General features: G+C 43.2%; 25 protein-coding genes and 3 tRNA genes. 5 read left to right on the top strand and 23 right to left on the bottom strand.

The annotated features are described in order from the left end of the window. Nucleotides 1-3 precede the first annotated feature (3 nt). From IEW05_RS03120 to IEW05_RS03100, 5 genes are all read right to left on the bottom strand, one after another. Nucleotides 4-930 carry an ABC transporter permease gene (locus IEW05_RS03120; protein WP_188535727.1) on the bottom strand — a complete coding sequence of 309 codons (927 nt, stop codon included), beginning with the start codon at nt 928-930 and terminating at the stop codon, nt 4-6. Continuing rightward, on the bottom strand, nt 917-1855 hold the full coding sequence (locus tag IEW05_RS03115) for an ABC transporter ATP-binding protein (protein ID WP_188535725.1): 939 nt from the start codon (nt 1853-1855) through the stop codon (nt 917-919). The genes IEW05_RS03120 and IEW05_RS03115 overlap by 14 nt, the downstream gene beginning before the upstream one ends. Then, a complete protein-coding gene (locus IEW05_RS03110; RefSeq protein WP_188535723.1) occupies nt 1852-4227 on the bottom strand; it encodes a DUF8725 domain-containing protein in 2376 nt (791 codons plus the stop codon). Before IEW05_RS03110 ends, IEW05_RS03115 begins: the two co-directional genes overlap by 4 nt. A 163-nt stretch (nt 4228-4390) precedes the next feature. Continuing rightward, nucleotides 4391-5290, bottom strand: coding sequence for a formyltetrahydrofolate deformylase (gene purU, locus IEW05_RS03105; RefSeq protein WP_188535722.1), 900 nt, complete (start codon nt 5288-5290; stop codon nt 4391-4393). A gap of 40 nt (nt 5291-5330) precedes the next feature. Then, entirely contained in the window at nt 5331-6452 is a 1122-nt protein-coding gene (locus tag IEW05_RS03100) for a deoxyribonuclease IV (protein WP_188535719.1), read from the bottom strand. 120 nt (nt 6453-6572) lie between these two features. Here IEW05_RS03100 and IEW05_RS03095 point away from each other — a divergent pair, with 120 nt between their 5' ends. After that, complete coding sequence (locus IEW05_RS03095) at nt 6573-7040, top strand: DUF2621 domain-containing protein (RefSeq protein WP_373285773.1); 468 nt, start codon at nt 6573-6575, stop codon at nt 7038-7040. A 112-nt stretch (nt 7041-7152) separates the two neighbouring features. Continuing rightward, nucleotides 7153-8064, top strand: a complete 912-nt coding sequence (locus IEW05_RS03090) for a TIGR01777 family oxidoreductase (RefSeq protein WP_188535714.1) — start codon at nt 7153-7155, stop codon at nt 8062-8064. A gap of 52 nt (nt 8065-8116) precedes the next feature. Here the strand turns inward: IEW05_RS03090 and IEW05_RS03085 are convergent, their stop codons facing one another. The 12 genes from IEW05_RS03085 to IEW05_RS03030 form a co-directional block, all read right to left on the bottom strand. Beyond that, nucleotides 8117-9796, bottom strand: coding sequence for a DUF6382 and FHA domain-containing protein (locus IEW05_RS03085; protein ID WP_188535712.1), 1680 nt, complete (start codon nt 9794-9796; stop codon nt 8117-8119). Between the two features lie 19 nt (nt 9797-9815). Next, nucleotides 9816-10322: an A24 family peptidase gene (locus IEW05_RS03080; protein WP_188535710.1), complete on the bottom strand. Its 507-nt coding sequence runs from the start codon at nt 10320-10322 to the stop codon at nt 9816-9818. Nucleotides 10323-10349: 27 nt separating this feature from the next. After that, nucleotides 10350-11240, bottom strand: a complete 891-nt coding sequence (locus IEW05_RS03075; RefSeq protein WP_229753243.1) for a pilus assembly protein — start codon at nt 11238-11240, stop codon at nt 10350-10352. A gap of 49 nt (nt 11241-11289) precedes the next feature. Beyond that, nucleotides 11290-13515, bottom strand: a complete 2226-nt coding sequence (locus IEW05_RS03070) for a hypothetical protein (protein ID WP_188535706.1) — start codon at nt 13513-13515, stop codon at nt 11290-11292. 19 nt (nt 13516-13534) lie between these two features. Next, complete coding sequence (locus tag IEW05_RS03065; protein ID WP_188535704.1) at nt 13535-14188, bottom strand: TadE/TadG family type IV pilus assembly protein; 654 nt, start codon at nt 14186-14188, stop codon at nt 13535-13537. After that, nucleotides 14189-14383 (bottom strand): Flp1 family type IVb pilin, encoded by a 195-nt coding sequence (locus tag IEW05_RS03060; RefSeq protein ID WP_188535702.1) that lies wholly within the window; start codon nt 14381-14383, stop codon nt 14189-14191. It lies immediately after the preceding gene. Nucleotides 14384-14434: 51 nt separating this feature from the next. After that, entirely contained in the window at nt 14435-15310 is an 876-nt protein-coding gene (locus IEW05_RS03055; RefSeq protein ID WP_188535700.1) for a type II secretion system F family protein, read from the bottom strand. A gap of 15 nt (nt 15311-15325) precedes the next feature. Next, a complete protein-coding gene (locus IEW05_RS03050; RefSeq protein WP_188535698.1) occupies nt 15326-16123 on the bottom strand; it encodes a type II secretion system F family protein in 798 nt (265 codons plus the stop codon). A 1-nt stretch (nt 16124) separates the two neighbouring features. Next, nucleotides 16125-17372: a TadA family conjugal transfer-associated ATPase gene (locus IEW05_RS03045; protein ID WP_188535696.1), complete on the bottom strand. Its 1248-nt coding sequence runs from the start codon at nt 17370-17372 to the stop codon at nt 16125-16127. After that, nucleotides 17320-18510: a P-loop NTPase family protein gene (locus IEW05_RS03040; protein ID WP_188535694.1), complete on the bottom strand. Its 1191-nt coding sequence runs from the start codon at nt 18508-18510 to the stop codon at nt 17320-17322. Before IEW05_RS03040 ends, IEW05_RS03045 begins: the two co-directional genes overlap by 53 nt. A 150-nt stretch (nt 18511-18660) precedes the next feature. After that, on the bottom strand, nt 18661-19095 hold the full coding sequence (locus IEW05_RS03035; RefSeq protein ID WP_188535692.1) for a thiol-disulfide oxidoreductase DCC family protein: 435 nt from the start codon (nt 19093-19095) through the stop codon (nt 18661-18663). A gap of 111 nt (nt 19096-19206) precedes the next feature. After that, nucleotides 19207-19485, bottom strand: a complete 279-nt coding sequence (locus IEW05_RS03030; protein ID WP_188535690.1) for a hypothetical protein — start codon at nt 19483-19485, stop codon at nt 19207-19209. A 224-nt stretch (nt 19486-19709) separates the two neighbouring features. Between IEW05_RS03030 and IEW05_RS03025 the strand changes: the two genes are divergently transcribed. Beyond that, nucleotides 19710-21068 carry an Nramp family divalent metal transporter gene (locus IEW05_RS03025; RefSeq protein ID WP_188535688.1) on the top strand — a complete coding sequence of 453 codons (1359 nt, stop codon included), beginning with the start codon at nt 19710-19712 and terminating at the stop codon, nt 21066-21068. Between the two features lie 189 nt (nt 21069-21257). Next, nucleotides 21258-22526, top strand: a complete 1269-nt coding sequence (locus IEW05_RS03020) for an alkaline phosphatase (protein ID WP_188535686.1) — start codon at nt 21258-21260, stop codon at nt 22524-22526. Nucleotides 22527-22602: 76 nt separating this feature from the next. On the opposite strand, the gene IEW05_RS03015 is transcribed toward IEW05_RS03020, so the two are convergent. Together IEW05_RS03015 and IEW05_RS03010 are read right to left on the bottom strand one after the other, a co-directional pair. Next, nucleotides 22603-22685: transfer RNA gene (locus IEW05_RS03015), tRNA-Leu, on the bottom strand. Between the two features lie 29 nt (nt 22686-22714). Further along, nucleotides 22715-23113, bottom strand: coding sequence for a helix-turn-helix domain-containing protein (locus tag IEW05_RS03010; RefSeq protein WP_188535684.1), 399 nt, complete (start codon nt 23111-23113; stop codon nt 22715-22717). Nucleotides 23114-23283: 170 nt separating this feature from the next. Here IEW05_RS03010 and IEW05_RS03005 point away from each other — a divergent pair, with 170 nt between their 5' ends. Further along, nucleotides 23284-23910, top strand: coding sequence for a PAS domain-containing protein (locus tag IEW05_RS03005; RefSeq protein ID WP_188535682.1), 627 nt, complete (start codon nt 23284-23286; stop codon nt 23908-23910). A 187-nt stretch (nt 23911-24097) separates the two neighbouring features. On the opposite strand, the gene IEW05_RS03000 is transcribed toward IEW05_RS03005, so the two are convergent. From IEW05_RS03000 to IEW05_RS02985, 4 genes are all read right to left on the bottom strand, one after another. Further along, nucleotides 24098-24180, bottom strand: a tRNA-Leu gene (locus IEW05_RS03000). A gap of 37 nt (nt 24181-24217) precedes the next feature. Beyond that, a tRNA-Glu gene (locus IEW05_RS02995) sits at nt 24218-24292 on the bottom strand. Between the two features lie 242 nt (nt 24293-24534). Next, a complete protein-coding gene (locus tag IEW05_RS02990) occupies nt 24535-25335 on the bottom strand; it encodes a carbohydrate ABC transporter permease (protein ID WP_373285772.1) in 801 nt (266 codons plus the stop codon). Nucleotides 25336-25362: 27 nt separating this feature from the next. Next, complete coding sequence (locus tag IEW05_RS02985) at nt 25363-26259, bottom strand: carbohydrate ABC transporter permease (RefSeq protein WP_229753242.1); 897 nt, start codon at nt 26257-26259, stop codon at nt 25363-25365. Nucleotides 26260-26299 lie beyond the last annotated feature (40 nt).

Here is a 26299-nt window from a genome sequence, read left to right as displayed (position 1 = left end):
GATCTAGTCGTCTATCTTGTCCATGGTTCCAATAGGCGCCATGTCTCGACTCGCCTTTACTCTTCTTCTGACCGGGCGAATGTAACGGATAGCCAGCCACAAAGCGATTACGATGATCACGCTGTATACCAACAAAAACTGTTGCCACAATTCGATCGGTGCACCTGCATTACCGCTATTGACGAGAAAGACTGAGTCTGAAAAGGAAGGCTCAAAGATACTAATCAAAGCGCCTGCAGGATTAAGCCCAAGTAGATAACCAACCCATGAGTAACTCGGTGGAGTCACATTTGTGCTATACCTATTGGCTTGCGTAATGCCCATTGCAAAAATATATCCGATCCCCGTTGCTAGAAAAATAACTAGGCCTACGCCATACGTCATAATAACCGATATCATCGTTTTTTTGAAAATCGTCGAGAACAAAACACCAAGCGCACCTAAGAGCAGCATTACAAATAAATAGAATAAAAAGACAGATACGAGCTGCTTGGGTGAGACCCCACCATACAGAAATACAATACTGTATACAGGTAATGTAGCCAAAATGACCAAGGTCATAAAGCTAAGCGATGCCACAAGCTTGCTCAAAATAATGGTTGCCGAGCTCTGTTGAGTCGTCAACAGCATATTCAATGTCTGCTTCTCGCGTTCACCACTGATTACGCCTGCCGTTAGAGCCGGTGTCATAAATGCGATGAGAACCAGCTGAGCTATGCTCAGCGCGTAGAACATCATACGGCTCGTGCTGGGATCAATTCGTCCCATAGTACTACTCGAATTCGACGTCATCACATAGATGATGCCCATGCCAAGTAGTCCCATAACTAGTACATATACAAGTACTGAATAGGCTGAGCGAGGCGTCCGCATGCGCAGTACAAATTCTTTATTCAGCACAGGATTGATCCATTTTCTACGCCAATTCATTGGACGCCCCTCCTTTCGTAATTTCCAAGAATACATCCTCCAGATTGCTCTGCGCCTCATTAAAGGACACGACCTGATAACCTAAATCCATAATTCTACCTAAGAGCTGAGACTGTTCGGCATCTCCACCGCTGAAGTGCGCATGTACGCCGTTAGCATCACTTAGCACTTGGCTGACATAAGCCTCATCTCGTAGTTGCACGGCTAGCTCCTCCGATCGCTCAAGTACCCTGATATGCAATACACGCTTAACGCGAAGACTATTTTGAATATCGGCAACCTTACCCTGGGCTACCATTGCCCCGTGCTCGATTACTCCAATCTCATCAACCATTTCCGCCAATTCAGGTAAGATATGCGAAGAAATAATGATGGTTTTACCCATCAGCTTCAGTTCCTTCAAGATTTCCCGCATTTCAATTCTCGCCCGAGGATCTAGACCCGAAGCAGGTTCGTCCAAAATAAGCACATCTGGATCATGAACCAGACAACGTGCAAGACAAAGGCGCTGCTTCATCCCCCTAGATAAACTGTCTACATAAGCCTCTTTTTTATCGCTTAGATTAACTAACTCCAGGAGTTGAGGAATAAGCTTGTCACGTTCAGCCCTAGGAATGCCATAACTCGCGCCGTAGAAATGCAAATACTCCGTAGTCTTAAAATGATCGTAAACGCCGAAGAAATCGGGCATATAACCGATTCTTTTCCGTACCTCATGAGGATGCTGTGTCACATCAAATCCGTTGACGCTTGCGCTACCGGAGGTTGGCAGAAGTAATGTTGCCAGAATCGACATCGTCGTCGATTTACCTGCGCCATTGGGACCAACAAAGCCAAATACCGTCCCCTTATCAATAGAGATATTAACCGATTTTAATGCCTCAAAGCTGCCATAGGTTTTCGTTAAGTTCTTGATCTCAATCATCGGCTAACCACTCCTTTCAGAGAGATTTCCGGCAAAGCAAAGTTAGCCCAGTCGGTTGTTGTCAAACGAATTTGTATGCTTCTATTTTCTTTGATGTAGGATTTAAGATTTTCAGTGAATTCCACTTGACCGCTCTTCCAATCCAACTCTTCCCATTCCGCGCTCATGTTGTTCCATATCTCAGCCTTATAGTTAGGGTTATTATCTCCTTGCTTGATAGCTAGATAAGAATAGTCAATGTTATCGGTCTTAGATAAGTTATAGTCAAAGACAACCTCACCATCGGACATTTGAATTATTCCCGGTCCTTCCATCATCGCTTGTCCCGCTTTTGCGCTGCTAATCTTACCACCGATAAGACCAAAAGGGATATTCACCTTACCGTTCGCCTCATACTTCGGAGAGACAGATTGAACCCACATATTCAGGTTTTCAGACGACACTTTTTTGCCATCTACTTTATAGTCGCTCAGTTCTTCTTTACTCCAAGCAACTACTGCATTATTTACTGAGGAATTGGAGCGGCTATAATAATTATTTAAAATCCCTCTTTCTCGTTCCCACTCGTCGTCATTACCGTAGTTACTATACGGAAACAGCATGGAACCATAATCCCCATAAACAAGTGAATTTGCAGTAGCAGGAATCGATATGCTCTTATTCTTCGGTAGATCTCCAAGCGTGAATACTTTGCCACCTAAGATTATCGCAGCATTGCTTAAATCAGTTGTTGTTTCATTTGTTACCGTCCCCACGGGACTCCCCTGATCGTCATACGCAACTTCCACTTTGATCTTGCCGAACTCCCTTGTTTCTGTTACATCCGTCCATAATTTAGCTATCGAACGATGAGTCATATCCTTCAACTTGACCGTGGTAGCTTCATCCTGTACTCTGATGTACTGCCTATCAGCGCCTCCTGCCTGTCCCCCGGAGATAAGACCATCCTCACGCTTTACGATCAGATGATTACCTGCAGCAAATTCTAATTTATAATCCCCGCCGCGCGGTACAAAAAGAGCTGAGGCCGTCGTTCGATCGGCATGTCCTTGTCCATCAAGCTCCATAATATTTAAAGTATGCGTAAGCGTCGATGATTTGCCTGATGTTCCCGCTACATAAATGCCTCCACTTGCAATCACTGCAATTAGCGGTATGAGCAGCCAGGCCCACTCTCTCTTATCTAATTTCTTGAGCACGTAATACAAAATAGGTGCAACCAGAACTGCATAAGCGAGAAGCAGCCATACCAGTAAAGAGAATGGGGGAAGCGTTAATGATGGGAAATAATCCAGTATATAATCCATTCCCGACATGAAGCCACTTTGGCTACCATATCTTCCTTGATTACTAGTAGATGTAATAGCAAATTTTGTGCTTAGCTCACTGCTCCAAACGTCACCATGTCCACTCCAAGAGTTCAAAGGTTCCATCGCAACATCATAAGCTGCATAATGGACTTCCCCTTTTCCTACGGTCCAAGAAGCAAATAACGGATTTTCTCCAAATTCAAGTACGACTTCAGCACCAGCTTTAGGCTTACCCAAAGATACTGGGAAAGGCGATTCTAAAGGTAACGGCTTACCTCCTAGCTTCACCAGTTCTGGTAATGAGGTAACGTCAGTTTGACCTATGTATTCGACAGGAGACAAATCTTCTAATCCCTGAACTGCCTTAGGATAGCCCGACCCTCCTGCTAATACTAATGCCCCCCCATTAGCCACCCAAGAATGAATGGCCTCAATCTGCTTTGAACTTAAGCTGTCTGTTGCAAAATCATTTATAAAGATGACATCCAAAGTATTCAATAAGGTTGCATCTTCTGGAATTTGCTCTCCCGTAAGCGGAATGATCGAAAGATTCAAACCCTTTGCATTCAAGGTTTGCAAGAAGTTTACACTATCCGGATCTGCCGCTAACACTCCGATTAGAGTACTTCCTGTATCCGTCGATTGTATATAAGACTGACCTGCTTTAAATGGAATGTACTTACCGGACTCAGCAGATCCTTCATAGAAACGAATAGAGTTATTTCTTTCATGAAATAAATTGCCTGGTATCCCTAGTGTCACCTTTTTCGATGTCCCAGCAGGTAAATCTACCTTCTTTACATAGGAGCCACTACCATTAATGAATGGATATTCAGTCTGGACAACAATTTCGCCAGAGACATCGACATCACTTGTCAACGTTATGGTAAGTGGACTCCACTCACCTAGTTTGACATGCCCTCCATAACCTATTTCGCTTTTCTGAATTTTAATAGCTGGATCAGCCGCATGAACCGATTGTGGCAACATACATACAAGCGCCACCATGATGGTTAACCAAAGTGACATACGTGTTATCTTTCGTTGTACTTGAAGAAACAAATGATTCTCCCCTCTCTGAAATAAAAGGAACTTTTTCAACTATAACGCACTCAGCTCTATAAAGTTACGAATAATGACAATATGCCCTTCAATATGCTATTAAAAAAAAACCGCCCAGCAGGATAAAAAACCTTGCTGTGACGGTATTTTTCATAGCTTCAATTTAATTAAAAACAACCGTTTTATTCTGGTGAACAAGAATACGGTCCTCGATATGCCATTTAACTGCCCGAGCTAGTACAACCCGCTCAATCGTTCGACCAATCCGTTTCAACTCGTTAACATTATCCCGATGACTTACACGTTGAACGTCTTGCTCAATAATTGGTCCTCCGTCCAGCTGTTCAGTCACATAGTGAGCGGTTGCGCCGATAATTTTAACGCCGCGCTCATACGCTTGAGCATAGGGTTTGCCACCTACAAACGCAGGAAGGAAAGAGTGATGGATATTGATAATCCGGTTGCGATACGGTTCAATCAGAGCCGGAGATACAATCTGCATATATCTAGCCAGGACAATGAGATCAACCTGACCATTTACAAGATCAAGCTGTCTTTGCTCCGCTTCTGCCTTCGTATCGGCAGTAACCGGGATATGATGATATGGAATCCCAAAGGATTCTACATATTCCTTCATATCGGGATGATTACTGACGACCATCGAAATTTCGGCATCCAAATCACCTGCTTGCCATTGCCACAGAAGCTCAACCAAACAATGGTCTTCCTTGGATACGAAAATGGCGAGCTTCTTCTTGTAGCTCAATTGATGAATATCCCACTTCATTTGAAATTTATCGGCAATAACGAGAAAATCCTCTTTCAGTGAGACCAGCTTGTCTTCAAGATTCTCCATATCAAATTCTATTCTCATGAAGAACATACCGCCTTCAGGATCCATCGTATACTGGTCCGATTGTACGATATTCGCACCATGAAGATGCAGAAAATGTGACACTGCTGCTACAATACCAGGTCCATCAGGACAAGATATTAACATCCGTGCACGGTTATTCTCATACGGTTTGACAGGTCGTCGGCCCGCCTTTTTGTGTGTATCCATCTCTCTCCTTACCCCCTGCATCATTGTGAGTTACGCTGCTTTACATATTAAGAGCTTTACTAGCAAACCACGCCACCAATAGTTGATTCACTTGTTCTTCAGTGTGTTCAGGGAACAGATTTGCTTCTGTTACAAGATCATATAAACGTTCCATTGGTTCACGTGGATCTGCTTTTTTCGCCTTAGCATCATTCTTAAGAAGATTCCAAGTATCGAGGACAAAGGCGCGTTGGTGAAGTTCTCTTTTTGCAAAGAATGCACTTAGCTGCTCAACTTCCGTTAGGAATTTAGGTCCTAGTCGCTCAGCAACATCACCCCGAAGTAACGCGATTTCCACTTCATACATCGGACGTTGGGTTTTAGGGTTCTTACCAACCCAAGGTGTCTCCAGAATGAAAGGTCTGCCTTTTAACGCTTCGTGATGAACAACTGAGTTGATCGCCTCAAACCCGATCCAGCCCGATCCAATCGGAGTATGACGGTCTTTACCCGCACCGACCGGATTTTTACTATCATTTATGTGAACCACTGCAATTCGGTTTAGACCAACGATATCATCGAACTTACGTAGTACACCATCCAGATCATTCACGATATCATAACCAGCGTCATGAATATGGCAAGTATCTAGACAAATGGTCAACCGTTCATTATGCTGCACCTTGTCAATAATTGAAGCAAGCTCCTCGAAGCTTCTCCCCATTTCCGTACCTTTACCTGCCATCGTCTCAAGTGCAATGTTCACATCAGTCTCATTCGTACCATTTAACACTTCATTCAAGCCATCGGCAATCCTTGCGATACCATATTCAGCATCCTTGTCCGTAAATGCACCAGGATGAAGCACAATATTACGAACTCCTAGTGCGTGTGTACGACGAATTTCCTCCTGTAGGAAATCGACAGCAAGCTCGTACGTATTAGACTTATACGAACCCAAATTAATGATATACGGTGCATGGACGACGATCTCGTCAATCCCTGCGGCTGCCATTGCAGCTTGCCCTTCTTCAATATGCATCGAATCAATGGGTTTGCGCCGTGTATTCTGTGGTGCCCCAGTATATATCATGAACGAGCTAGAGCCGTACGAGGCGGCCTCTGCTGTTGCGCTTAACAACCCTTTGTCTGAGAACGAAACATGTGAACCTATCTTCAACATTTTATCTCCTCCTTCTTAAACACCACCTATTTTATCCCGAATATCGAAATAAATCTAGAAATAAGGTATAATCCTTATCAGATTAGGTGTTATAAGAGTAATAATGAGGTGATAATGACCATGTGGTACTCTATTTTGTATACGCTTAACGCGTCTGGACCGAACCGTTGGTTCATGAATTCCATTGTATTCTGGGGATTTGTCATGCTCGGAGCGATGACGATCGGTGGATTCTTTATGTTTCGCAAATTTATGAAGGTACTACCTAAGGCAGACGGCATGTCCAAACTTGATTGGCAGAATCACTGGGTAGAGAAGAGTCGTCATCTCTGGAGCGAAGACGCTAAGTCTTTCCTCGATTTACTTGTTGCTCCCGTTCCAAGTGCGTTCAGAGATATTGCCAAACACTCTATTGCTGCCGAAATTGGTAAAATAGCGCTTGAGGATGGCTCGGATGAAGTAACTAGAGACCACTGTATCAAAGGTTATATTGTCGCAACACCTCAAAGAGATAACAAGTTTCTCGTCCGTTTTCTTGAGAAGAATCAGATCGATTATACGCCTTACCAGCATTTGATGAACAAATAAATGATTTTACATAAACAATCCATCTGGCCCTGACAGCTTTTATTTCCGTCAAAGGTCGGATGTTTTTTTATAACCACAAACATTCCATGCGGAACTGGGAAAGGAGAATACATTGAGGATCGTTATTTGTGGAGGAACTGGATTTATAGGAAGTGCATTAAAAGGATATTGGCTGGAAAAGGGATATCAAGTGACTATCGTTACACGCAATAAAACAGACGTAACACGTGCTCTAGAGCATCCTGCCCTTTCCTATGTAACTTGGGAAGAGCTAGAGAATAACGAGTATCCTCATAACGAAGTAAACGCGGTTGTTAATTTAGCGGGTTCCACCATCAATCAACGCTGGTCCCCTGCCGCTAAGGCGGACATTTTAGCTTCACGATTGACCGCTACGAAGTCCGTTGCTCGGTGGGTAAATGGTTTAACGATCAAACCTGAAGTTATTATTCAAGGATCAGCTGTGGGAATATACGGGACCTCACTTGAGGGGGAGTTTGACGAGGAGTCCACGATATCCTCCAATGACTTTCTTGCAGATGTAACCACACAATGGGAAAGCACAGCGGATCACGAAATTCATGGTGTTCGGCTAGTTAAGCTACGGACCGGGGTTGTACTTGGAAACAACGGCGGTGCCTATCCACTGATGGCGCTCCCATATAAAATTGGCATCGGTGGAAGAATCGGTAGCGGCAATCAATGGATTCCGTGGATACACCTTGCAGATATCGTCTCCTTAATCGACTTTTGCATCTCTAATCGAGACATTTCCGGGCCAATCAATGCTGTAAGCCCGCATCCTGTCACAAATAACGATTTTGGACTCACTCTAAGCTCGGTATACCATAGACCACACTGGCTTCCGCTTCCGAGTTTATTCCTTAGGACTGCACTAGGAGATATGTCCTCCCTCCTATTGGAAGGGCAGAGAGTGTTGCCAAGCGCTGCACTCCGTTATGGCTTTGAGTTTACTTATCCAACGCTGAGTAGTGCGTTAATAGATTTAAGAAGGAAAAGATAAACTATTGCAAAACCAAATTAACCGGAGCTTTTCCCACAAAAGCTCGATACACTCAACAATATTTAAAAGTGACCTCAGCGATCGAGAATACGTCACCCACTTCAAGAGGATAATCCTTATATGGCGCAAGAAGTTCACCGTTCAGCTTTGTCCCATTTTTGGAGCCCAGATCTTTTAAAGTACAACTATTGTTAGTCACCATCAATTCAACATGGGCACGTGAAACCCCAACTGTTTTTTCTACATACTGAACAATTTCTTCCGAACGACCAATTACAAAGCTTCCTGGTTTTAACGGAATACGCTCTGCTCCACCCTCCCCGGCATGGCAACGTTCCAAATAACGATCCATGGTCTGCTGCGGCATAGAATAACTGGCTTGAACCGCGGGTCCCTTCAATAGAACTGTTGCTGGATTAGTAGGGAGAACCGATTCCTTTTCTAAAGCCAAATCTTCATTACGTTCTCTCCAGATTTGTTGTGGTATTTGAGCTGACTGCTGCACGGGCACCTCGAATGAATGTGGTGTCCCAATAGGCTGAGGCTCTCTTCTGTCTTTAGGTGGATTAGGAAAATTAACGTCTCCTACTTCATTCCATCTCCATTTTTCGTCATATTCCCGGGCCCTCCGCTGTCCTCTAGTTTCCCTTCCTCCTCGCTCTTCCTCTATAGGCTCCTCGTCTATACCTATGCTGGATTTAGAATGTTGCTTTGACAGTCCATTTAACGGTAATGGGAGTTTACCACTCCATAGAAGTAGAACAATTCCAGCAAGAAGAATAGTCAAAGTAAGACATATATACTTACTCAAACTTCCCGGATGGTCCAAATATAGAAACTTCCAGCAAAGAGCATCGATTAGAATGATACCTAGGAGAAAATGAATTAACTTTGGTGAGCTCGAATTCGAAGTGCTTTCAGTTGTAGGCTCAGTAGCCTCGTTATCTTCTGGGTGGAATAAACGCGGCGATTCTCGCTCTTGATGCACGATGGGGTCATTTCTCCGCAAGAAGTTATGATCAAATCTTACGTTCTCTTTAGCAGCCGCCGTTTGAGGAGATGAAGGCAAATATTCTTTGATTACAACTTGAGAACTTTCATATTTACTTTGCATATTAGTAACCATGGAGCTAGGCCCTTTACTCTCCATTAACCTGTCATCAGCTAATAATCCAATCAGCATCTTCTTTAATCCCGTGATGGAGAAAAGGTCACTACTACAAAAAGAAATGATTTTCTGAATCCCATTTCCCTCTATTTGAGAGATGTTCGTTATAAGTCGTGTGATCAAAGATAATAGCTTTTTTTGGATCGGTTCAAGTGTCAGCTGATCCTTCATAGGCACGTAGGTGAAGAATAAGATTCCGTTCGCCAGTGGTTCCTCAACAAAAATAAATTCCTCTTCAAGAATATAATTTAATGGGGATAACATATATCCTTTGCTATCATCCAATACCGTAATGATCTGAAGTAGAAGGCTGTAAAACTCTGTCATACCGAATTTGTCGCTCTTCAGACATTGGGATAACATCCTTTTGCCTGTAATGTCATAGTGCAGACTAACCTTATAATCTACCTCCCGTATGTCCAGTCGCAGTAAGCCAGGTACAGCTACTGATAGCAGCATTTCTTTTTGCACCTGATTTAACTGATTGGAACTCAATTCTCCTTCTGCTCTCAAGATCATATACGTCCCGCCATCTCTGACGAAATCAACATGCAACCCCATCATGAGCCGTCACTCCCTCACATTAAAAATAATAGAACGCCATAATAGCACCTGGAAGTACTGCAAGCATGAATGGAAATTGCAGATGACCCTTGGCATTCGCCTGGATCGGTACGAGACTTTTCAGAACTATAGAACCTAACAAACTGCTCAGAACCCCACGTAATCTATTAAATAAATCTCTTCTCCAAATGAGTATGATGAGTCCGATGCATCCAGCAGCAAAGATGGAATACATCATCGTGGATAAAGTTAAGCCTATACCGCACCAAGCTCCCACTCCACCAAATAACTTTACATCTCCCCCACCTACAGCACCAAGTAAATAGAGGATCAACATCAGACCAAAACCAGTCCCAGCACCTTGGAGAGCAAAGACCAATCCCGAGCTCCCATCCATCATGGTATGAAATAAGATCCCCAATATCATTCCGCCCATCGTGACGAAATTCGGTATCTTCATTGACCTCATATCCGTTATAAATGCGACACTGAGTAAAATAAAACAACCCCAATATTCTATATGCATGGTATCATTTCACTCCTAAAAGTTTGTCTAACTCTTATTTGGACTTACAACCTCAAATACATCCGTTGTACGTAATCCATCTTGCGTTTCTACAACAAAAGTCCACGTTCCAGGTGTGGTGTTCCCTCCTACTAGCCACTCCCAATCAATAGTTCCACTAGCATCTGCAGTCGCCTCTCCTAAATATTTGGCCTGACTGGTACCACTCTTGTAATAAACAGTTAACTTTGCTGTCGATCCAGGTTCAATCCTCGCTGACACCCGTGTTTTATGCCCAGCATAAGCAGGTTCTGGTTTTGAGAGGATTACAGCTGGTAGCCCCTCAGTATTCTCTCCTTCACCTGAGTTCTGATTTAATTCTCCGGTATCCCCAATCCAAAGGCGCTCTTCTGCTTTTGATTGCAGGACTATTTTTCGGTTCGTAAAAGGAACTTTAATGGGTAACTCATAGCTAACTTCTATGCCAAAATAGGGATTTTTCCCGGTTTTTAAATCCGGGACAATCACACGACTGACATGTAGCCGATCTTCATTAAGAATCGTCTCTTCGAGAAAAGGGTGTAGCAAAGGTTTCATCACCGGATCGAGTACACTTTCCAAAACCGTATTCTTCATATCCTGAAGTGGTTCATCCCCTTTGGCTGCAGCTTCTCTGATCCAATCGGATAATGGTGACGGTAATTTGGCAGCATATTGATCAGCCCAATCCGCTAACGATAGTTTGGGAATTTTCCAATCAGAGCCTTCTTTATTACTCTCTGCATTCTCAGTATGAGCTTCCACCGCTAAAGCGATAGGATAAATGTGTGAAGAAACTAATTTGACCGCATTAGAAGTCACCGTGTGCATTTGCGTAGTTATAAGCGCCATTTGGACCATATAAATGAAGAAGAACACAACGATAATAAATATGGGCATAACAAGGGAGGCTTCAAGTACAATACTTCCCTTTGACCCCAATACTCTCTTAGTATGAGAAGTCCGCTTGTTTGACGACATAATATCTGCTTCCTTCCACTCTTCCTGTCAATGCTCCCGCTGAGTCCATAGCCTTAGCTACACCTGGCAAGAACCATAAGTTTATTGCCGCTGTAACTTCCCCTTTCGCATACGTTGCTCGTTCGTCTAGATTAATTCCGGTATTCATCCGAATAACGGATAACATCCGGGATAATCGTTTCTCACTTCTACCGTGTAAAAAGAGAAATATTCGCAAATGATCCCTATAGCTCAATTCAATCTTTAAAAAATCACAGAGCGGAACGCTCCCTTTCTGTACCAGTGTCAGCATATCCTCTATCGCCTTCTCAACTCCATATAACAGAGCAGAAGCTAGGATAAGCAATGGATTGCCTTTATTGACGTTCTTAATAAACCCTTCCATTGTCCTTATTGCCAGTCTCATAGTAAAAATTTCGCCATATGCAGCAGCAATATTACCGCTTGGATTATGAAATCCGTACAATATGTATTCAACTTCCTGTTCCTGTGGAGCAAACTGTTCAGTTAAAGCTTCCAGCTTCCCTGTACCATTGCCTTTCAGTAGTTCATCTAGTGTACTCACATCAAAGAAATGAAAATAATTGACGATATATTCAGCTTGGAAACAAGTGTCTGTCATCCCTGCCATAATGTTAGATAATCCACCATAAAAGGTATCCATGCTTGCGGTTGCATCTTTACCAGCATCATAAGGATCTTTGGCGATTGAGGTACCGTCAGTTGATTCTTCGGATGAGGCATCTTGATTCAATTGACGATTTGCATTGAAATAAGATTCTAAAACGTCGAATTGTTCCTGATGTTGGTTCATTATGTTCTTTAATTCCTTCAGTTGTTTCAAGATATTTGTAGTATCTTTTAGTTTAGCTCCCGCCTCTTTCTCCACTTGTTTACGCTCACGGTCATAGGAACGATATCGCTCAAGTGCTGCGACATTCTCATCTAATACATTGTTAGCCCCATGATCCAGATAAATATGTAAATATGAATCAACCGCTCTACTGGCTACAGATACAGCAGATTTCAACGATTCACAAGAGGTAGAGGCTGACATCACGCCGCCCTCCTCAGTAAAGAACGAACTCATTTCACTTTGGAGCTTAGTCATTTGCATGGCTTGTCCACCAATATCGGATCTAAAATCTTCTATAAGGTCCGCAGGAAGTAGTAACGCTCGACTTTGCTCGCGGATTTTTGCTATTTCTTTGTCACCTATAACGTTCTCAGAGCCTCCCGTGCTCTGTCCCTGGGACACAGAATTATAACCATCCTGTTCTGACCGCTGCTCTGACTGGTCAATAATTACTTTCATCTGTTCATTTATCTGTACAACTTCTTCGAGCAATCCTCTAGCTTCCGCTAATAAATCGTTATGTTTGCTCTGTGCCTGTGATACAGAACGCTCAGCTTCACTAAATATCCTTGACGCTCCAAGTCGGTAAGAGCTTATTCTTATACTATGTTGCCGCTCTAGAATATCTTTATCTTGGTCTTCGATTACCATGCTCTGGTAAGAGGCGTATTGTGATGCCATGTCGGCAGCAGTCGATGGCACCCCACCCGCCGCTTCATCAGATACCTGGAGCGAAGCAGAACGCGGTAGCAAGGACGCCAACGGTTCTGCGGATAATCCAGCCTTCCTTTGCTTATCTAGTAATTGATCTAGCTTCTCTTCTCTCTCGTCATACAGCTTCTGTAGCTTACCGAGTAAATCTACTGTATTGGAAGTCTCCTTCATTACCTGCGATATCGGTTTAAAGCGATTTATAATGTCTATCGTAAAATCGATAGGTGCCTTGTACTTCATTTCCTCACGAATTTGCGATTCAAAGACGGAATAATTACCTAAAGGTCTTAGTAATTCCACTGAGGAAGAATCCAGTCTAGCGCCCAGTATTGGTAGATCATCACTTCGATCAGCTAGATCTAAATTGTCCTGAAGTACCTTAGACAAAACGTAATTCTCATCCGTTTCTCCGTATGCAAATAAACCATATTTCTGAACGAGATCCTTATCGTAAGCTGAAAGGAGGGAGCGGGTAGCTGCATGAGCTAAAGCCTCCGTCTTCGTCTGTAGCGCATACATCCTAGCAAAATCAATAAAAATCGCTACAAATGCAAAGATGGCCGTGAAGATTACGATTAAAAAAACCGTTACGGCTCCCTTTTCAGAGTCCTGTCTATTAAACATTCTATTCTCCCTCCTCACGTCATTTTCCAAACATATCAAGCGCCTTGCCCGCTTCGTTCTTATCTACATGATCATTCCCTGAACCTTTAAATTTGGCACCATAATATCGTGCCAAATCTACAGTTCGAATCCATTCAACGGGCTCAACGACATAGGAGGTAGATTGGCCAAATTGTGTTACATCCCCGATCACACGCTCTAATGGTGCAAAAGGTATCAAACGATTCATCGATACTGTAATTTTGCGAAATAACAGCTTATTACCGTATGTCATTTCCCCGTCGATTCCTTGTGGAATTTCACTACCTACTCGGCTAAGCTTTTGTAGAGGTAACGCCCTATCCGAGTTAGCCTCACTAGGTAATTGCAACACCGACGGTGAAGTTTGGCCACTCCATCCAAATATCGCCTGCAGCATACCATCATCTTTCAAACGCCAATATAATGAATCGTGTTCAGTGATCTCAAAAGCTCCAGTTCTGGGATTTCGGTGGCTGTTGTCCCAGGTATAAGCACTTCGTTCCGCCGCCATAGTCGCGATGTGACCTAGTAGTGTATTTTGATATAAATACAAACAGAAGAACAATAGAATTAATAGCGTAGTGAAGATCGTTGGAAATACTAGAGAAGCTTCCAACGTAAAGCTTCCATCCCGATTACGAAGCAGATTCATTTATTTACCGTCCATGAATTCATCAGTCTTGGATGCTGCTTTACCAAGCAAATTTTCAATCATCTCTTTCAGTTGCTTTCTGAATACAACAGCGATAATTACAATTACCGCAATAATCAAGATCATCTCCAGCATGCCAAGCCCATCTTCATTTCGCCATAACCCCTTGGCCTTCCCACGAATTGCTTCTAACATAAACTTCCCTCCTAAAATGATGATTGACTGAAATTGCAATGAAACTGCAAATCAAAGATCCATGATCATAAATGCTGGTGCGCCTACCAAGACGATGATCACCACAAATAACAACATCATCGGGAACATCAGCTTTGAAGATGCCTGCTCTCCCAGCGTGCGGCTAACCGCCTTCCGCTTTTCCCAAAGGGTATGGGACAATTCACGTAGTGCCAGAGCAAAGTCATTACCCCCACGACGAAAATTAAGTAATACCGAGGTTGTAAAAGCAGATACCTCCTGAATCCCACACCGTTTGCTGAATCCTTCCAATGCCTGTTGAAATGGATCCCCACTCTCCAACTCTCGTTGCATCTGAAATAACTCACGATATAAAGGGTGATTCGCTTCTCCTCGTTTCCGTTCAAGACACTGTTTGATGGCTTGCTGAACTGTAGATCCTGCACCAACTAGCAGAATGATTTTGTTGAGTAGTTCCGGTAACTCCAGAATGACCTCGTGCTCACGTTTGACTACTTTTCGATGAAGATCATTGAAGAGTGCAACTGGAATAAGAACAGCAAGGGCAGCTCCCATAATCATCATCGTATTGTCTTCGCCCATCAGTAAGGACAACAAGCATCCTGAGGTTAATAACAACCAACTATAAGTGAGCATCTCAGCAAGAAATAGTAGTGTAAACTCACCGCTACGCCGATCACCACATATTTTTTGTACCGAGCGTTGGATCTTGAAGAAGAACATTGGAAACCTAGAAGAGATTGATAATCGCTCAAGTAAATACAACATAGGGGGTGCTAGTCGTTGAAGTCGCAATCCTTCCATCACCATGCTGGCGCTATTTCGATATTTTCCGGTAGAGCGCAGGAATAAGAATCCCCAAACCGAGATCAGCACAAGCAGAAGGACCCCCATGAACCAATTCATCTACAAAGACTCCCTTCATACCGAGATATCCATGATCCTTATCATTAGCCAGGCACATAGCCCAAATACTAATAACGCCAGACCTGAAATAACCAAGCCTATGCCACTATGCATCGGAGACATATAATCTGAAGAAGTCATATCCATAAATACAAGAAACAACAGAGGAGACATCATCATGGCCTTTGCTTCGAACCGTTTCTGGGCTATCATGACACCGATCTCCTGACTAATCTCCAGCTTTTCACTAATGATGGCAGAGGTTCTTCTAACGATCTCCACAAGATCACCTCCGGAACGTTTGCATGTTGTAAATACATCCGCAAAGTTCGCAATGTCCTCATTTCCTGCCCGGTTACTGAAATCCTGAAGTGCTTCCTCTATGGGTTGTCCATACTCCAGCCTTGTACAAATAATCCCCAATTCCATCATTAAATCGTTGTCTCCACCGGGATACAGTAGTCTTAAATCTTCTATCGCATCATGAAAACCATTCTCCACCGAGCGCCCTGCCGCTAGTGAAGAGGACAGGGAATACAATGCTTGCTTAAAATTTAAACTTAGAGCATCCCTTCTACGGCGCAGTAAATAACGACTCCAATATTTTGGTATAAAAACGGCACCTCCTGCTAACACTAGCGCAATCCATAATGAATGAAAGAAAACGTAGCCTATACCGTAGAGCACCACCCCACCAACCAACAAGCAAATCCCCTTCTGCCGCGTTGAGAGTACATAAACTGTATAGTCCGGCAGTTTATTTGGGGAGGAAACTGATCTTCTTGCCTCTTGTCGTCTTAATACGATCTTCATATCAGTTCCCCTCCTCCCACTCTCTAAAACTGTCGGAAGTCATCCCCGCCATCCGAAGCTTATCTCCATGCAGTAGCTTGTTACCCGTTCTTGTCAATTGGCCGATTATCTTCCCATCACGCTCCGCCTCCTCTTTGAATACATACAAATGATTAAGTATCACCTCCCCTTCTTGGATCCCGGACACTTCAGAGATTTCCGTCACCCGTCTGGAGCGATCACGGAGCCGGGACAAATGAACAAAGATATCGATCGCAGAAGCAATCTGTCCCCGAACAACTCCCAAAGGTAATTCCGCTCCGCTAAGTACCATCGTCTCCAGACGGCTGATCATATCTACTGTGCCATTCGCATGGCCCGTTGAGAGGCTACCATCGTGTCCTGTATTCATCGCCTGTAGCATGTCCAAGGCCTCCCCGCCCCGAACTTCGCCAACCACGATCCGGTTTGGCCTCATCCGTAGTGAGGAGCGAATTAAATCCCTTACTGATATCTCCCCTTTTCCTTCTGTATTGGCATTACGAGTCTCAAGCGATACCAGGTTCGGGACGGTAACAATTTGTAGTTCTGCGGAGTCTTCAATCGTGATTACACGCTCATCGGGAGGGATGTATTGTGAAAGAGCATTTAAGAACGTTGTCTTGCCGGAGCCAGTACCACCACTTATAAAAATGTTGTATTTACTCCTAACTAACGTCTGTAGAAATTCAGCCGCCTCCCTACTTAGTGAATTCCATGCAACTAGCTGTTCCATCGTCATAGGTCGTTCCGGAAATTTACGTATTGTCATCGTTGGACCTTTCAAAGCGACAGGTGGCATAACGATATTGACCCGTGAGCCATTCTTCAACCTCGCATCCACAATCGGTGAAGATTCATTGACTACCCGGTTGACTCCTGAGACAATGCTCTGAATAATATCCTCTAGCTTCTCTCTGGATTCGAACTTCACCGGAAGGCGACAAACCTCTCCGCTCCGCTCAACAAAGATCTCCTCATGATTGTTAATCATGATCTCAGTCACCGAGCGATCATCTACTAGTGGCTGCAATGCATCCAAACCTCGGAAAGAATCATATAATCTCCGAACCCATTTCCGTTTCTCCGCAGCTGTTAAATCAACTAGTTTATCCTCTTCAAGTACACGCCGTTCAATATAGTCAAGTAATTGATCATCACTTAGCGCTGAAGTAACATCAAGACCAAAGCGGATCTCGGCCCGCAGTAGTGTAAACATATCGTTTGTCATCCACCAACCCTCCCCGAGCTACAAGACTCTTCTCCGTGTATACTTCTCGACATAATCGCAATATATCTCGTTGAAATAAAGGGGAGTGCAGCAGGGCTCCATGCATCCCCTGATTCGATGTAGAAATGTATGAAAGAGTTGCTTCAACCGCCATCCCTCTCTTGGGTAAAGGCACAGACATCTCCCCAGAATAGCGATTAACAACGAAAAAAGTTTTCCCCATTATCGAACTGTATAGCGCTGAATAAGAGCGTTCCAGATAAGACATCCATAGATCCGTCTTCTGCATACCACTCCATTCATCTAGTAGTACCCACACCAACTTATCGGACCTCTCCAGTGCTACAAAGCTCCGATGATTTGGAGCTGAATCGATGTCTACAATTACAGCATCATAGAGTTCACTATCCACAATATAATCAATCAATTGTCTCGTATCCTTCTCTTCCATCTCCAAAATTTCTTTGATATTGTCAACAGGGCTAAAGATATCACTCTGCAAAGCCGGATGCCTAAATGCATAGGTTGAAACCGGAGATATAGGCGACTTTCCTAGATCATCTCCCTTTAGGTCATATAGCAGACGGGCAAGTCCAGCACGCTGACCGCCATTCTGAATCTGTCCTTGACCTGGAATTCCTGCATTCACCGTCTCCAGATTCAAATAGAAAGTCCGATTCCCTTGCATTCCGAGCTGCTTGGCTATATTTAGGGCAACCGTAGTCTTACCAGAACCTCCGAGTGCTGAGTAAACCCCAATGACCTGACATTTCCCTTCAGAAGATACAGCCCCTTCTCCACGCCCTCTGTAGAGACCTAGAACTATGGATAACATGGCATGTAACGACTGATACTTTGATACTCTTCCTACATATTGTTGCTCCATCTCTCCCTCGCCGAGACAAATCCAAGGAATTTGGTTCTCACACTCGCTGGATTTGTATTCCATGAAATAGGACTCACCTAACACAACATGAATTAGTTCTCGGGAGTCCTCGATGTAGCGCAAGAATGCATCCCTACGACTAAACGCCGTAACAACCAACCTTTGTTGAAATTCACTGCATTGTACATAATGCAAGAAGAGCTCAATATACTGTTCATCTTGAACAGCCAATACAAGTCTGACAGGAACCAAGACTACATCATCCTTTCGAGAAAACGAAAAAAAGCACCGTTCAAAAACCGACGTATCGGTCCTTGAACGGTGCTTCCGTTCCCAATTCCTTAAATTTACAGTTAGAATACCATAGTTATTATAGGGAGGCAAGCCCTTTCCTGCATTCCATCATGTAAGGTGTTGACCATCCTCCAAAAAACGACTACGTAGCTCCTTCGTTGGTACAAGACAGGTCTCATCTCTGCCAAAAAGTCGATATCGATTAGCAGCGATTACACGGTATATCGCGTCACGAATAAATCGCGGTATGACGATGAATCCATATAACAGTGGCCATGGAAAAGTGAGTCTCTTCGCAATATGGAGCGCTGCAGTTGAACGAATATAGTAGTTATTTTTATCGAATAATACGATGGTGTCTAAAAGTTCTGCATTCACACCATTCTCCGCCATCAGACGACGACCAGCCGGTGATTGTAAAGATGCGTAATGAAATCGTCCCTTAGGATCACGCTTGATTATGAATTTAACTGCACCTTGACATAAGTGGCAGACACCGTCAAACAATACAATCGCATCCGGTTCCGAATGATCTATGTTCATTGACGATAACACCTCCATCTATCCATTATATCGAACTCTAGTCAGCTAATAAAATAAACATGAAAAAAGCACGAGGAATTATCCCCGTGCCTATCGGTATACATTGCCCACTTACTCGGCTAATGCCTTCTCGAACCATTGTCCTTCTTCAAGTTGGCGTCCTATTGCATCTGAAAAGCTGTCCATACATTTACAAATAAAATCTTTGCGGCAGACTGGACAAGGTGTTTTTTGCAGACGGCTAATATTCGTAAGGCGCCACTGCGGATTCCGGCTGTAAAATACTCGGCACTCTGTGCCATCAGCCATTTTAACGATAAACTCGTACAATCCGTCCTTCTCGTTGCTTCCGGCTTTGGTCACGTTCTCAACACTCGGTCTGTAAGACATGGTCATCACCCATATTATCAAATTTCAATCCTGTTTTAGTACTTAGACATATTAAATAATTTTTAGCTTCATGTCAACTTGGAAGCACATGACAATTAACTAAACCATAGCTTCTCAACAACAAATTCATCCTATTCTCTATAAAAAGTTTCCCTAGACAAAAACTCTTGTAGGTGTACAATATAGATGTATTCTTACAACTTCTAATAATAAAGGTGATCATCATGAAAGAATCTCAAGATAATTTAGGTAATCCAGGTGCCTCTGGAAAAGGATGGAGAATGGATGCGGGTCAGCCCTCGCTACCAGAAGCACACCGTTCTATGCGTATCCCTACCACAGGTTCTTGGTTCAGAAAATTTCTTGCATTCGCCGGGCCCGGCTACATGGTTGCTGTTGGATATATGGATCCAGGCAACTGGGCAACAGATATTGAAGGTGGTTCAAAGTTTGGTTATACACTTCTATCCGTAATTCTTATCTCCAACCTCATGGCCGTTGTTCTCCAAGCTCTCTCAGGTAAGTTAGGCATTGTAACTGGGAAAGATTTGGCCCAGGCATGTCGGGATAATTACTCTAAACCAACGGTCATCTCATTATGGTTACTATGCGAGTTAGCCATTGCTGCCACGGATCTAGCAGAAGTTATTGGAGCGGCAATAGCCCTAAATCTCCTGTTTGGTCTCCCGATTATTTATGGCGTAATGATTACTGCCGTTGATGTATTACTAATCCTGTTATTACAAAATAAAGGGTTTCGTTCGCTGGAGATCTTCGTCCTAGTGCTAATCGTGACCATCGGTACTTGCTTCGGGATCGATCTCATTCTTGCAAAACCTGACCTGGGGAGTGTTGCAAGAGGTTATGTACCTAGTGCCCAAATTTTAAGTAATACCCAAATGTTGTACATTGCTATTGGTATTCTAGGGGCAACGGTTATGCCGCATAACTTATATCTTCACTCTTCTATTGTACAGACAAGACAATTCGATCAGAGCCCTGCCGGAAAACGACAAGCCATCAAATATGCAACATGGGATTCCAGTATCGCCCTTACCTTTGCGTTATTTATCAACTCGGCAATTTTGATCCTCTCAGCAGCTGCGTTCCACAAGACCGGTATGACGCAGGTAGCAGACATCTCTGAAGCTTACCATCTGCTTACCCCTATTGTTGGAACTACACTTGCCAGTATTTTGTTTGCAGTTGCCCTGCTCGCTTCCGGACAAAATTCCACACTGACCGGCACTTTAGCGGGTCAAATCGTGATGGAGGGCTTTGTCAATATAAGGCTAACACCTTGGTTACGACGATTAATTACAAGATTGATCGCCATCATTCCTGCAGTTATTGTTACGGCGATCTACGGAGAGCGTGGCACGCAGGACCTGCTTATCTTCAGCCAAGTTATCCTATCGCTACAGCTACCTTTTGCAGTCATTCCATTGGTCAAATTCACAGCCAGCAAAACCAAAATGGGTGAATTCGCCAATAAAATGTGGCTCAACATCCTTGCATGGTTTATCGCTGGGGTCATCGTGATATTAAATGTCTATCTCCTTGTACAGACCATTACTTCTTAAACAGCTTGTATAGTCTTAACTGAACATAACCCCGTTATCAGTTTAACCACTGATAGCGGGGTTATTCCATACTTGGTTATCAACTTTGGTTGGCAACTCTATTTTTTACATTTTTTACAATTCTCGAAAACATTCTCTTAATGTAATTACTATAGTATGAGGTTGTAAACAAACATTAGGAGGGAAACTATGAAATCACCAAAAAAGTATGGCGTTAAAACTGCAATTGTAGCGACTGCAGTAACTGCTCTTTTCGTTTCGAATGTAATCACTACACTTGCACCTAATCAAGCAAATGCAGCCTCATCAAGCACACGAAATGTGATTCTGTTTATTGGGGATGGAATGGGGACCGCCCAACGTGATGCAATTCGCCTTGCTACAGTAGGTGAAAAAGGAAATCTAGCTATGGATTCAATGCCATACGTTGGATTAATTCATACAAGCTCCACCGTTCCAATTACAGATTCAGCGGCTTCCGCTACAGCTTATGCTAGCGGTGTGAAAACTTATAATGGAGCTATTGGGATGGATGCCAATAAAAAGTCTGTCCAAACTATTATGGAGTATGCAAAATCTGCTGGAAAATCAACAGGAATAGTTACTACCAGTCAAATCACGGATGCTACTGGCGCCGCATTCGGTGCTCATGTTGAAGATCGCTCCAAACAAAGTGACATTGCTCTGCAACTTCTGACCAAAAGTAAAGTTGACGTTCTTCTCGGTGGAGGCGAAGATTTCTGGTATCCTGCAGGAAGCCCAGGTAAATTCCCTGATGAACCTGCTGAAGACCCTTCAGAGAAAAGCAAAGGAACCCAAGGCAACCTTGTAGATAAAGCTAAGCAGTTAGGATACACCTATGTAACGAATAAAACGGATATGCAAAAGGCAAAAAACGGAAAGTTGCTCGGCTTATTTGCAAATGAGGAAATGTTCCAGCAAAAGCCAGAAGGTGAAGGAGATATTTACAACCCGGTTGTATCTCTACCTGAAATGACTAAAAAAGCGATAGACACGCTTGCAAGCAATAAAAATGGATTTTTCCTAATGGTTGAAGAAGAAGGTACTGACGAATTCGCTCACCAGAACAATGCCAAGATGACAATCAAAGCGGGTCAAGAGCTGGATAAATCAGTTCAAGTAGCCAAAGATTTCGCTAAAAAGAATCCAGATACCCTCGTCCTAGTTCTTGCCGACCATGAAACAGGTGGGTTCTCTATTGAAGCTGTTGACGAAGAGGATGAGTCTGGAGACAGCATTTCCCAAGAAGACGGCCCTTTTGCCATTGCTAATTCCAAACTTAATTTTGTAGTGGACTGGACGACCTCAGGTCATACAGCAGTAGATATTCCAATCACAGCTATGGGAAAAAACGCACAATTATTTACTGGGATTTATGAAAACACTGAAGTATTTACCAAGCTTATGCAAGCCTTAGATTTTAAAGTTAAAAAATAAGATCGAAATAAAAAAAAAGACTAGCCACTTATAGGTTAGTCTTTTTTCATTTACTCGTTATATTATGTTCATTTGATGCGGTCGAGAGGACTCGAACCTCCACGGGTATACACCCACTACCCCCTCAAGATAGCGTGTCTGCCATTCCACCACGACCGCGCGAGAGTTCTTAAAGCGAACATTTAACATTATAACTCCGTAGAATCCAAATGTAAAGCAGTATTATTTCCCCCCTCACTCATTAGTTTCAATTTCCTCCGATACTGGGAGAATTGAATATATTCTCGAATAAATGCTACTTCATGGGCAGATAGTTTAAACGAACATTTTTGGGATGATATATGTGCTAGATAGGCCTCTAAATGGTCATCTATTTGTTCAGATCGCCTCTCCCTCCCTGTCATAAGCCAATCTAAACTAACATTGAAATACTGAGAAATATCAATCAATTTATTGCTGCTTGGTGTCGATTTTCCACGCTTCCAATCTCCAAAATTCCCTGTACTAATTCCAAGCTCCGCACAAAATTTTTTCTTCGTTATTCCCATATTTTTAATTAATAATTCAATTCTCTCATATATAGTCAACGAACCTCGACCTTCCTTCAGACACGTAATTAATACGTATTCAAGTTGTTATATCATTGTTTAATTACGTTTTTACGTATATAATTAAATTAATTAAATATAAATATTTTTGTATTTTTATTATAAAATAATATCCCCATCCCTTATCTTCTATTATAGGAGCGCTAATCGTGACTGAGTTGTCCTACGTATGGCTTGATGCCATACATTCGTTAAAACTAAGTATATGTATTATATCTCCCGATGGCACTCTAGAGCACGTTAACCAAGCTTGGGCTACGCAAGCTATAAAATACGGTTTAGCTCCTCATTGGGATCGACCAGGAACCAACCTACTTCAGTTATTGGGTTCCAGCACTTATAAATTAAGCCCTCTCTCAAGTCATCTCCTAGAACATTTTCATCAGATTTTGCATGGCGATTCCCCTTACTTTCAAACAGAGTTCCAGATGAATTCTACCCAAGAAACTCGCTGGTTTCTTGCAGAAATCACCCCATTAACCAAACAAGGAACAACACAGATAGAAGGTATTTTGTTCACTTGCTCCGACATCACAGAGTTTAAAGAAATTGAATTTCAACTCATTGAGGTCATGTCCAATATATCGGCATTACACGGGCTTCTCCCTATTTGTGCCGTATGTAAGAAAATTAAAGATCATGAGAATGTCTGGAATCCCCTTGAAAAATATATGAAGCAGCATACCTCTATCGAGTTCACACATGATATTTGTCCTGAGTGCATTCGACTGCTATATCCAAAATATTCGTCTGCTCTCGATCAGCCTGATCAGTAAGGATACAAATAAAATACTTATCTCAACATTACAATCAAAGCTAGACAAGAATCTACCCCATATTTGTTAAATTGTAACATATCCAATGATTAACCCATAGGAGAACTATATTCAAAATTTGCATACATATAGCATATAACAAAAAAGAACCCTTGCTGATCAAGGGTTCTTTACTTTAAATATAGGATGCGGTCGAGAGGACTCGAACCTCCACGGGTATACACCCACTACCCCCTCAAGATAGCGTGTCTGCCATTCCACCACGACCGCATATACAATTAAATTCGAAACTATGAGGGAAAAAATATGGTGACCCGTAGGGGAATCGAACCCCTGTTACCTCCGTGAAAGGGAGGTGTCTTAACCGCTTGACCAACGGGCCATATTCATTACCGCCCAGAAGCGGCGACAAGATTGAGTATATCAAATGCGTATGCACCTTGCAACACTTTTTTTATTTTTTCCCGTACAAAATACATGGGAAAATTAACCTCCCCGTCGATCATACCGTTGTGTGTAAAAACGATAAAACCCTCTATCCAACATGAAGGAATGCGCAAAAAAATCATTATCCGTTGCATAAAGGGTTTTATCCACGTGTCCTGTGCTACCAGTTTATTCGGTTTATTTGATACCGGCATGCATGAAGCTTTCAACAAACTGTTTCTGAAAAAAGAAGAACGCGATCAGCAAAGGAGCAATAACCATCAGCGTTGCCGCCGTAACCGTCCCCCACTGCGCACCCGTCTCGGAGGATTGGGCGAAGATCGCGATCCCGACGGTCAGCGGCCGGTTATGAACGGAATCTGTAACAATGAGCGGCCACATAAAATTGCTCCAATGCGTACTGATCGAAATCAACGCAAATGCGATATAGGTCGGCCGTGCGGATGGTAGATAGACATGCCATAAGCTTTGCCACCATCGGCACCCATCCACCCTTGATGCTTCGTCCAGCTCGTAAGGAATCTGCTTAAAAGTCTGTCTTAGCAGAAAGATACCGAATGAAGAAGCCCAGAATGGAATGATGATCGCCCATTTCGTATCAATGAGATGTAGATCTTTCATAATCGTATAATTAGGAAAAATCAAAATATCCGGTGGAATCATAATCTGCACAAGAAACAGAATAAATAAAAGGCTTTGACCTAAAAACCGCAGTCTGGCAAACGCATAGGCCGCCAGCGTTGCTGTCAGTAACTGAACGACAAGTACGCCCGCTACGATCAGCAGAGTGTTCCAATAGTACACAGGGAACGGGATCGTCTGCCAAGCCGCCACATAATTATTGAACGTCGGATGCGATACGGCAAATGGATTTGCCCGGGTAAGCATTTCATCCGATGGCGTAATCGAGGTTACTGCGGCCCAGATCAATGGAACAGCGAATAGGATCGCAAGAATAGATATGGCAATTTGGTTCATCAGGCGGTGCATCGCATGGACTCCTCTCTAATAATGGATCCGCTTGTCCAAATATCCGTAATAAAAGACCGAAATGACCAGCAGAATGACGAGCAGAATCACAGTCAATACAGACGCCTTGCCCATATCCCAGAAGCTGAATGCCGTCTCATAAATATGATAAAGCAGCAGGTTGCTCGCATTGTTCGGACCACCCTTGGTCATGATGTACAGGTGGTCGACCAGCTTAAATGAATTCGTTGTGGCAATAATCAGGACAAACAGCGTGGTCGGCATAACCAGAGGCAGCGTAATCGTTCTGAACTTCCGGAGCGGCCCGGCTCCGTCCAACTCCGCGGCTTGGTAGATTTCTTTCGGCAATACCTGGAGTCCAGCCAGAAAAAAGATCATGAAATACCCAGACTCCTTCCAAATCAGCATCCCCATCATGGAGACTAGTACCCAAGCAGGGTCCCCCAACCAGTTTGGCCCTTCTATCCCGAATAGCCCCAGAAATTTATCGAGTAACCCATAATCAGGCGTATAAATAAACAGCCAGATGTTCGCTATCGCAATCATGGGTATCAGTGTCGGATAAAAGAACGCCGCCCGGATCAAACTTCTTCCCCGCAGCTTACCGTTGACCCAAACCGCCATATATAACGCAAGCAGGATGCTTACCGGCACGGTCACTAGTGCAAGTAGCATATTGTTGCGAAGTACCTTAAGAAACACCTCATCCCGAAGAACATGCCCGTAAAGCTCCAAACCCGCAAAACGCCTTTCGTTCATCACGGATTCATAAAAGCTTAAGTCCAACACTTTGATCATGGGGTAGAATGTAAAAATCACTAGAAAAATAAGCGAAGGAAGCAGCAAAGCATAGGCCAGAATGTTGTCCTTCCAATTGTACCTGCGAAATACTTGCAGCAAGTGCCGTGTCACGAAAGTCTCACTTCTCTCTTTACGTTAATCGGTTTCCCGT

It is taken from the genome of Paenibacillus segetis (assembly GCF_014639155.1).
Lineage (GTDB): Bacteria > Bacillota > Bacilli > Paenibacillales > Paenibacillaceae > Fontibacillus > Fontibacillus segetis.
The sequence above is the reverse complement of the archived record's forward strand: the minus strand, read 5'-3'. Positions and strand labels throughout refer to the sequence as shown.